The sequence below is a fragment of the Microbacterium sp. K35 genome, from assembly GCF_004794375.1.
In the GTDB taxonomy this organism is placed as follows: domain Bacteria; phylum Actinomycetota; class Actinomycetes; order Actinomycetales; family Microbacteriaceae; genus Microbacterium; species Microbacterium sufflavum.
The window spans coordinates 19865-27673 of record NZ_SSDM01000117.1 but is presented as its reverse complement, the minus strand read 5'-3'; the positions used below and the strand labels follow the sequence as shown (position 1 = coordinate 27673).

At 72.3% G+C, this 7809-nt stretch carries 7 protein-coding genes; 6 read left to right on the top strand and 1 reads right to left on the bottom strand.

The window, feature by feature from the left end; all coding sequences use genetic code 11:
* From DW299_RS03555 to DW299_RS03535, 5 genes are all read left to right on the top strand, one after another.
* Positions 1 to 1033 (top strand): LacI family DNA-binding transcriptional regulator (locus DW299_RS03555; protein WP_446724784.1); only part of this gene is annotated, 1033 nt, incomplete at its 5' end.
* The gene (locus tag DW299_RS03550) at positions 1030 to 2133 is read left to right on the top strand and encodes a glycerate kinase (protein WP_136035699.1); all 1104 of its coding nucleotides are present in this window, start codon (positions 1030 to 1032) and stop codon (positions 2131 to 2133) included. The genes DW299_RS03555 and DW299_RS03550, both read left to right, overlap by 4 nt.
* Before the next feature lie 141 nt (positions 2134 to 2274).
* Entirely contained in the window at positions 2275 to 3126 is an 852-nt protein-coding gene (locus DW299_RS03545) for an ABC transporter permease (protein WP_136034641.1), read from the top strand.
* A 29-nt stretch (positions 3127 to 3155) separates the two neighbouring features.
* Entirely contained in the window at positions 3156 to 4190 is a 1035-nt protein-coding gene (locus tag DW299_RS03540; protein ID WP_136035697.1) for an ABC transporter substrate-binding protein, read from the top strand.
* A gap of 11 nt (positions 4191 to 4201) precedes the next feature.
* Positions 4202 to 5020 (top strand): ABC transporter ATP-binding protein, encoded by an 819-nt coding sequence (locus DW299_RS03535; RefSeq protein WP_136035694.1) that lies wholly within the window; start codon positions 4202 to 4204, stop codon positions 5018 to 5020.
* Between the two features lie 94 nt (positions 5021 to 5114).
* On the opposite strand, the gene pgm is transcribed toward DW299_RS03535, so the two are convergent.
* Positions 5115 to 6758: a phosphoglucomutase (alpha-D-glucose-1,6-bisphosphate-dependent) gene (pgm, locus tag DW299_RS03530; protein WP_136034647.1), complete on the bottom strand. Its 1644-nt coding sequence runs from the start codon at positions 6756 to 6758 to the stop codon at positions 5115 to 5117.
* 77 nt (positions 6759 to 6835) lie between these two features.
* On the opposite strand from pgm, the gene pheA reads away from it, so the two are divergent.
* Positions 6836 to 7786 carry a prephenate dehydratase gene (gene pheA, locus DW299_RS03525; RefSeq protein WP_136034649.1) on the top strand — a complete coding sequence of 317 codons (951 nt, stop codon included), beginning with the start codon at positions 6836 to 6838 and terminating at the stop codon, positions 7784 to 7786.
* Positions 7787 to 7809: the final 23 nt, after the last annotated feature.

The following is a 7809-nucleotide window of genomic DNA, read 5'->3' as shown; positions in this document are numbered from 1 at the left end:
GACCGCGCGTCGTCCTCGCCACGCCCGCGGTCCGGCGCCCACCCTGCACGACGTCGCCCTCGAGGCCGGCGTCTCGCTCGCGACGGCCTCGCGGGTGCTCAACGGGTCAGAGCGCAAGGTCGCTGCCGCGTTCCGCGAGAGGGTGGAGGCCGCCGCCGCGACCCTCGGCTACACGGCCAACGTCTCGGCCCAGGCGACCGCACGGGGGCGCTCGCCGGTGATCGCCCTCCTCGTGGCCGACATCGCCGATCCCTACTTCGGTCTCATCGCCTCGGGCGTCGCGCGCGGCGCCGACGAGCAGGGTCTCGTCGTCACCGTGGCGATCACGGAGCGCGATCCCGCCCGCGAGGCGCGGATCGTGCGGGCTCTGCGCGGGCAGCGGCCGCAGGGCCTCATCCTCGCCGCGTCACGCACGCAGGAGGAGGGGCAGGCCGAGACGGCCCGAGAGCTCGCGGAGTTCATCCGACTCGGCGGACGTGTCGTGGCCTTCGGCGCGGAGGCCGAGGGAGCGCGCCGCGTCGAGATCGACAACCGCGCCGGTGCCACGGCCCTCGGCCGCCGGATGGCACAGCTCGGGTACCGCTCGGCCGTTCTCGTGGGGGCGGCGGAGGGCGTGCGCACCTCGGACGACCGCCTCGCCGGGTTCCGCGCGGGCTTCGAGGAGGGCGGCGGCGCGGTGGCGCAGACCGTCCGCGGCGACTTCCGACGCGAGTCCGCCGCGGCGGCGATGACCGCGGCCCTCGATGCGGGCGTGCCGACGGGCACGGTCGTGTTCGGGATCAGCGACGTGGTGGCCATCGGTGCGATGGCGGCGATCCGTGCGGCGCAGCGCGAGGTCGGCGCGGACATCGCGGTGTGCGGCTTCGACGACGTGCCGTCCAGCCGGGATGTGACCCCCGCGCTCACCACGGTCCGGGTGCCGCTCAGCGACGCCGGGTACGAGGCCTTCCGGGCGATCGTCGACGACGACTGGACCCAGCCGCCGCTCGCGCTCGAGGTGGTCGTGCGCGACAGCACCCCGGGAGCGGCGTGACCCGGGTCGTCCTCGCGCCCGACAGCTTCAAGGGCAGCATCACCGCGGCTGCGGCGGCGCAGGCACTCGCCGAGGGGTGGGCGGAGGTCGAGCCCGACGCGGAGTTCGTGCATCGCCCGATGGCCGATGGCGGGGAGGGCACGGTGGCGGCGTTCGCGGCGGCCGTCCCCGGGGCGCGGCGCATGCCCGTGCGCGTCACCGGTCCCGCCGGCGACGCGCACGACACGTCCTGGCTCCTCCTGCCGCCCGACGACGGTGCACCGCACGGCACCGGAGTGGTCGACATCGCCTCCACGTCGGGCATCGAGCTGCTCGCCGCACCGCGTCCGTGGGACGCGGACACCACGGGCTTCGGGCAGGCCACCGTCGCCGCGCTCGACCACGGCGTCTCGCGGCTGGTGCTCGGCATCGGCTCCAGCGCGTCGACCGACGGCGGCATCGGCATGCTCACCGCTCTGGGCGCCCGCTTCCTCGACGGCGCGGGACGCCCGGTCGCGCCCGGAGCCCGGGGCCTGGACGACGTCGCGGCCGTCGACCTCGACGGCCTGCGGGCGGCTCCCGAGGTGCGGGTGCTCACCGATGTGACGAATCCGCTCACGGGCGCACGCGGGGCCGCGGCGGTCTTCGGTCCGCAGAAGGGCCTGGCCGATCCGGGCGACATCTCCCGTGTCGACGCGGCGCTCGCCCGGCTCGCGTCGCTGCTGGACGTGGACGCGGAGCACCAGGGCGCCGGAGCGGCGGGCGGCACCGGGGCGGCCCTCGTGCGCTGGGGTGCTGTCCTCGCCCCGGGGGCTGCCGAGGTGGCGGAGCTCATCGGCCTCGCCGACGCCGTCCGGGGCGCCGACGTGGTGGTCACGGGCGAGGGGTCGTACGACGGCCAGTCCGGCGACGGGAAGGTGCCTTCGTTCCTCGCGGGGATGGCGGCCGCGGCGGGCGCACGCCCCCTGCTCGCGGCGGGGCGCATCACGCCCGACGCCGACGTCGGGATCTTCGCCGCGACCGTCTCCCTCACGGTCCTCGCCGGCTCGGGGGAGAGCGCCCTCGCGGACCCCGCCCGCTGGCTCCGCGTCGCCGGCGCCGCCCTCGCGCGCTCCCGGTGACCCGCGTGCCCGTCGGGGATCCCCGAGCCCGCGCGCCTCGACGAACCGCGCGCGTTGACACGAGGGAACCAGCGGCATAGACTCGCAACACCGCTCGGGAATGCGCTTTCCCGAATCCTTCACGAAGATGTCGAGGACCACATGTCGTCTGCCCCCAACGCGACCATGACCCTGGCGCTGGCCGCCGACCGACCCGAGCCCGCGGGCATCGTCCGCTGGTGGAGCCGCCACTGGCACCCGCTCGTCTTCGTGCTCGCGGTCATCGCCCTGTGGTGGGTCTCGACGAGCCTCGGGTGGGTGCCGGCGTTCATCATCCCGTCGCCCGCCGACACCTGGGCGGCCTTCACCGACAACGCGGCCTACCTGGCGCAGAACACCTGGGTCACGACCTACGAGACCGTGATCGGATTCGTCATCGCGGTCGTCGTCGGCGTCCTCGTGGCGGTGCTCATGGTCTACTCCCGCGGCCTGGAGCAGACGCTCTACCCGGTGATCCTGTTCGCCCAGGTCATCCCGAAGATCGCGATCGCGCCGCTGTTCGTCGTGTGGCTCGGGTTCGGCGCCGAGCCCAAGATCCTCGTCGCCGTGCTCATGGCGTTCTTCCCCGTCGTCATCTCGGGCCTCGCGGGTCTGCGCACCGTCGATCCCGAGATCCTCCAGCTCACGTCGACCATGGGAGCGAGCCGCTTCAAGACCTTCCTCAAGGTGCGACTGCCCGCCGCTCTCCCCGAGCTTCTGTCCGGACTGAAGGTCGCCGCCACGCTCGCGGTGACCGGCGCGGTGGTCGGCGAGTTCGTCGGCGCGAACGAGGGGCTCGGCTACGTCATCCTGCAGGCCAACGGCAACCTCGACACCGCGATGCTCTTCGCGGCGCTGATCATCATGTCGCTTCTCGGCGTGATCCTCTTCGGCATCATCCAGGTCGCCGAGCGCTTCCTCATCCCGTGGCACGCGTCCAAGCGCGACGTCGCCGCGGCCACCGTCCGACTCTGACCCCCTCGCACCCACGAAAGAAGGCACTGATGAAGAAGTCAGGCACCATCCTCAGCTCCATCGCCCTCGCGTCCGCGGCGGTGCTCGCCCTCTCCGGGTGCGGCGGCTCCTCGGCCCCGGCGGGCGAGGGCGGCGACGACGCCGACGCGCTCACCCCGGTCACGCTCATGCTCAACTGGTACCCCTACGGCGAGCACGCCGCGTTCTACTACGGGGTCGACCAGGGCATCTTCGAGAAGCACGGGATCGACCTCACGATCAAGGCGGGGCAGGGCTCGACCAAGACCGCCCAGGCCGTGGGACAGGGCCAGGTCGACTTCGGCTGGGCCGACACCCCCGCCGTCCTCGCGAACATCGACAAGGGCGTCGGGATCAAGAGCGTCGGCGTCTTCCTCCAGACGACGCCGTCGGCCGTGCAGGTCTTCGCTGACTCCGGCATCTCCGGCCCGGAGGACCTGAAGGGCAAGACCATCGCCGTCTCCGCCGGCGACGCTCCGACCACGACGTTCCCGATGTACCTCGAGGCGGTCGGGCTCGACGAGGGCGACGTGACCCAGCAGAACCTCGACGCCGCGGGCAAGATCGCCGCGATGCTCTCCGGCCAGGTGGACGGGCTCATCGGGTTCGCCCACGACCAGGGACCGACCATCGCCGACAAGAGCGGCAAGGACGTCGAGTACCTGCGCTACTCCGACGCGGGGCTGAACTTCTTCAGCAACGGCCTCATCGCCCCGAACGACACGATCGAGAACGACCCGGAACTCGTCGCGGCGCTGGTCACCGCGACCTCGGAGGCGTTCGAGGCCGCGCAGGAGGACCCGGAGGCCGCGGTCGCCGCGATGGAGGGCAAGGACCCGCAGATGCCGTCCCAGAAGGTGCTGCTGCACCAGTGGGAGGAGACCATCGAGCTGCTGCACACCGACGCCACCGAGGGCCAGGTTCCCGGAGCGAATGCTGCCGAGGACTGGGAGGCCACGCTCGAGGTGCTGTCGAAGGCGGGCCTCATCTCCGGCGACGGTGACGTCGAGACCTACTACGACGACGCGTTCACCCCCGGGAAGTGAGGTCGGATCTCATGCTCACCCACGATCAGCAGGCGCGCGCCACGGCGGACACGCCCATCGGCCCCGCGCTGGAGGTCTCCGATCTGGCGATCACGTTCGCCTCCAAGCGCCGTCAGGTCACCGCGCTCGAGGGGGTCGACCTGCGCGTGGAGGAGGGCGAGTTCCTCTCCATCGCCGGCCCGTCCGGATGCGGCAAGTCGACGCTGCTCAAAGCCGTGGCGGGACTCACCGCTCCCAGCCGCGGCAGCATCCGCCTCCGCGGGGACGAGGTCCGCGGTCCCCGGCAGGACATCGGGTACGTCTTCCAGCGCGCGGCGCTCCTCGAATGGCGCAGCGTCCGCGGCAACATCCTCCTCCAGGCCGAGATGCGCGGGATGGACATGCGCAAGGCCCAGGCCCGTGCCGACGAGCTCATCGAGATGACCGGTCTCACCGGCTTCGAGAAGTCGCTGCCGCACGAGCTCTCGGGCGGGATGCAGCAGCGCGTCTCGCTGTGCCGCGCGCTGCTGCACGAGCCGCGGGTGCTGCTCATGGATGAGCCGTTCGGTGCGCTCGACGCCCTGACGCGCGAGCGCATGAACGTGGAGCTGAACCGCATCTGGAGCGCCACCGGGACCACCGTCCTGCTCGTGACGCACTCGGTCGCCGAGGCGGTCTACCTCGCGAGCCGCGTCATCGTGATGAGTCCGCGTCCCGGCCGGATCCTGGAGGAGCACCGGGTCGACCTCCCGGCCCGCCGCGGGTACGCCGAGGTGCTGGAGACGCCGGAGTTCCACCGGGTGTCGAGTCGCGTGCGCGAGCTGCTCGGCTCCTCCACCGACGCGGACTGAACCGCCCCGCCCTCCGGTCCCACCCCTGCGCGGGATCGCGAACGTCCCTACCCGCGTCCGGGGCCGTTCCGATCCCGCCGGGGTCGCCCGGGTGTCAGTCGCCGAGAGCGGCGGACACCACGGCGCGGGCCTCCTCCTGCACCTCGGCGAGGTGCTCCGGGCCGCGCAGGCTCTCGGCGTAGAGCTTGTAGACGTCTTCCGTGCCCGACGGGCGGGCGGCGAACCACGCGTGCTCGGTCTGCACCTTGAGCCCGCCGATCGCCGCACCGTTGCCGGGGGCGTGCGACAGCTTCGCCGTGATGTCCTCGCCGGCCAGCGTGGTCGCGGTGACCGACTCCGGCGCCAGCTTGCCCAGCGTGGCCTTCTGCTCCGGCGTCGCGGGGGCGTCGACGCGCTGATACGCCGAGGCGCCGAACGCCTGCTCCAGCTCGGCGTAGCGCTCCGACGGGGTCTTGCCCGTGACCGCGATGATCTCCGCCGCGAGCAGGCACAGCAGGATGCCGTCCTTGTCGGTCGACCACACGGAGCCGTCGCGGCGCAGGAACGACGCACCGGCCGACTCCTCGCCGCCGAACGCGACCGTGCCGTCGAGCAGCCCGGGCACGAACCACTTGAACCCGACCGGCACCTCCAGCAGGCGGCGGCCCAGCGACTCCGCCACCCGGTCGATGATCATTGACGACACGAGGGTCTTGCCGACTGCGGCGTCGCGCGGCCACTGCTCGCGGTGGGAGAAGAGGTAGTCGATCGCGACGGCGAGGTAGTGGTTGGGGTTCATGAGCCCCGCATCCGGGGTCACGATGCCGTGCCGGTCGGCATCGGCGTCGTTCCCGGTGAGCACGTCGTAGTCGCCCTTGCGGGCGACCAGGGACGCCATCGCCGACGGAGACGACGGATCCATCCGGATCTTCTCGTCCCAGTCCAGGGTCATGAAACGCCAGGTCGGGTCGACCTCGGGGTTCACCACGTCGAGGTCGAGGTCGTGCATCTCGGCGATCAGCGCCCAGTACTCCACCGACGCCCCGCCGAGCGGGTCGGCGCCGATGCGCACGCCCGCGCTGCGGATCGCGTCGAGGTCGATGATCGACGGCAGGTCGCGCACGTACGCGTCGCGGAAGTCGTACCCGGTGATCGCGTCCCAGTCGACGTCGGCGAACCGCTCGCGCTTCACCTCGGTGAGGCCGTCGGCGATGAGCTGGTTCGCGCGGTCGGCGATCCAGCCCGTGGCGTCGGTGTCGGCGGGACCACCGTGCGGCGGGTTGTACTTGAAGCCGCCGTCGCGGGGCGGGTTGTGCGACGGGGTGACCACGATGCCGTCGGCCCGGCCGGGGTCGTCGGTCGCGCGACCCCTGTTGTACGTGAGGATCGCGTGGCTCAGGGCGGGCGTCGGCACCCAGGAGTCGCGGGCGTCGACGCGCACGTCCACGCCGTTCGCGAGCAGCACCTCGATCGCGCTGCGCTCGGCGGGCAGCGACAGGGCGTGCGTGTCGCGGCCGAGGAACAGCGGCCCGGTGATGCCCTGCGCGGCGCGGTAGTCGACGATCGCCTGCGTCGTGGCGAGGATGTGGTTCTCGTTGAAGCTCTTCGTCAGCGAGGAGCCGCGGTGGCCGCTGGTGCCGAACACGACCCGTTCGGCCGGGACCGTCGGGTCGGGCACGCGGTCGTAGTAGGCGGCGATCAGCTCGTCGACGTCGATCAGGTCACTTTCCTCCGCGGGGAGGCCGGCACGACTGCTCATCCTCTCAGTCTGCCCCGTGATCCGGATGCGCGCATCCGCTTGACATCCGGGAGGCCGGTGCGCGAGCGAGGGCTAGGCTGAACGCCGTGACCGATCGCCGCACCTACAGCTATCTCGGACCAGCCGGAACCTTCACCGAGGCGGCACTCGACCAGGTGGCGGAGGCCAGGGGGCAGGTGTGGCGTCCCGTGCACAACGTCGGCGAGGCGCTCGACGACGTGCTGGAGGGCCGCAGCGACGCCGCGATGATCGCGATCGAGAACTCGATCGAGGGCGGCGTCTCCACCACGCAGGACGCGTTGGCGACGCTCCCCGGGCTGCGCATCATCGGCGAGTACCTGGTGCGGGTCAACTTCGTCCTGGTCGCCCCGCGCGGCACCACGCTCGACCAGGTGGAGGTGATCGCGGCGCACCCGGTGGCGTACGCGCAGTGCCACGGCTGGCTCGGCGAGCACCTGCCGCGGCACTCGCACGTGCCGGCGGCGAGCAACGTGGCCTCGGCGATCGGCGTGCTCGACGGTTCGCTGCCCGCCCAGGCGGCGATCGCGGCCCCCGGCATCGTGCAGCACTACGACGTGGACGTGCTCGCGGAGGGCATCGGCGACAACGCGGCCGCCGTCACGCGCTTCGTGCTGGTCACCCGCACGACGCGCTCCCCGGAGCCGACCGGGGCCGACAAGACCTCCCTCATCGTGGAGCTGCCCCACGACCACCCCGGCTCGCTGCTGGAGATGCTGGAGCAGTTCTCCACCCGCGGCATCAACCTCTCGCTCATCGAGTCCCGCCCGATCGGCGACGAGCTCGGCCGCTACCGCTTCGTGATCGACGCCGACGGTCACATCGAGCACGAGCGCATGGCCGACGCCCTGCTCGGCATCCGCCGCTTCAGCCCGCGCGTGGTGTTCCTCGGGTCGTACCCGCGTGCCGACCGGCAGATCGTGCAGTACCCCGACCGCTACTCCGACGACGTGTTCATCGAGGCACGCGACTGGCTGCGCGGCATCCTCTCCGGCGAGCCCGAGTCCTGACACCCGTCCCCGGGCTTCGGTGC

What these genes read in the sequence shown, in the direction of transcription:
- DW299_RS03540 (WP_136035697.1), top strand. Translation starts at nt 3,156, where the DNA reads ATGAAGAAGTCAGGCACCATCCTCAGCTCCATCGCCCTCGCGTCCGCG.
- pgm (WP_136034647.1), bottom strand. Translation starts at nt 6,758, where the DNA reads ATGAGCAGTCGTGCCGGCCTCCCCGCGGAGGAAAGTGACCTGATCGAC.
- DW299_RS03545 (WP_136034641.1), top strand. Translation starts at nt 2,275, where the DNA reads ATGTCGTCTGCCCCCAACGCGACCATGACCCTGGCGCTGGCCGCCGAC.
- DW299_RS03535 (WP_136035694.1), top strand. Translation starts at nt 4,202, where the DNA reads ATGCTCACCCACGATCAGCAGGCGCGCGCCACGGCGGACACGCCCATC.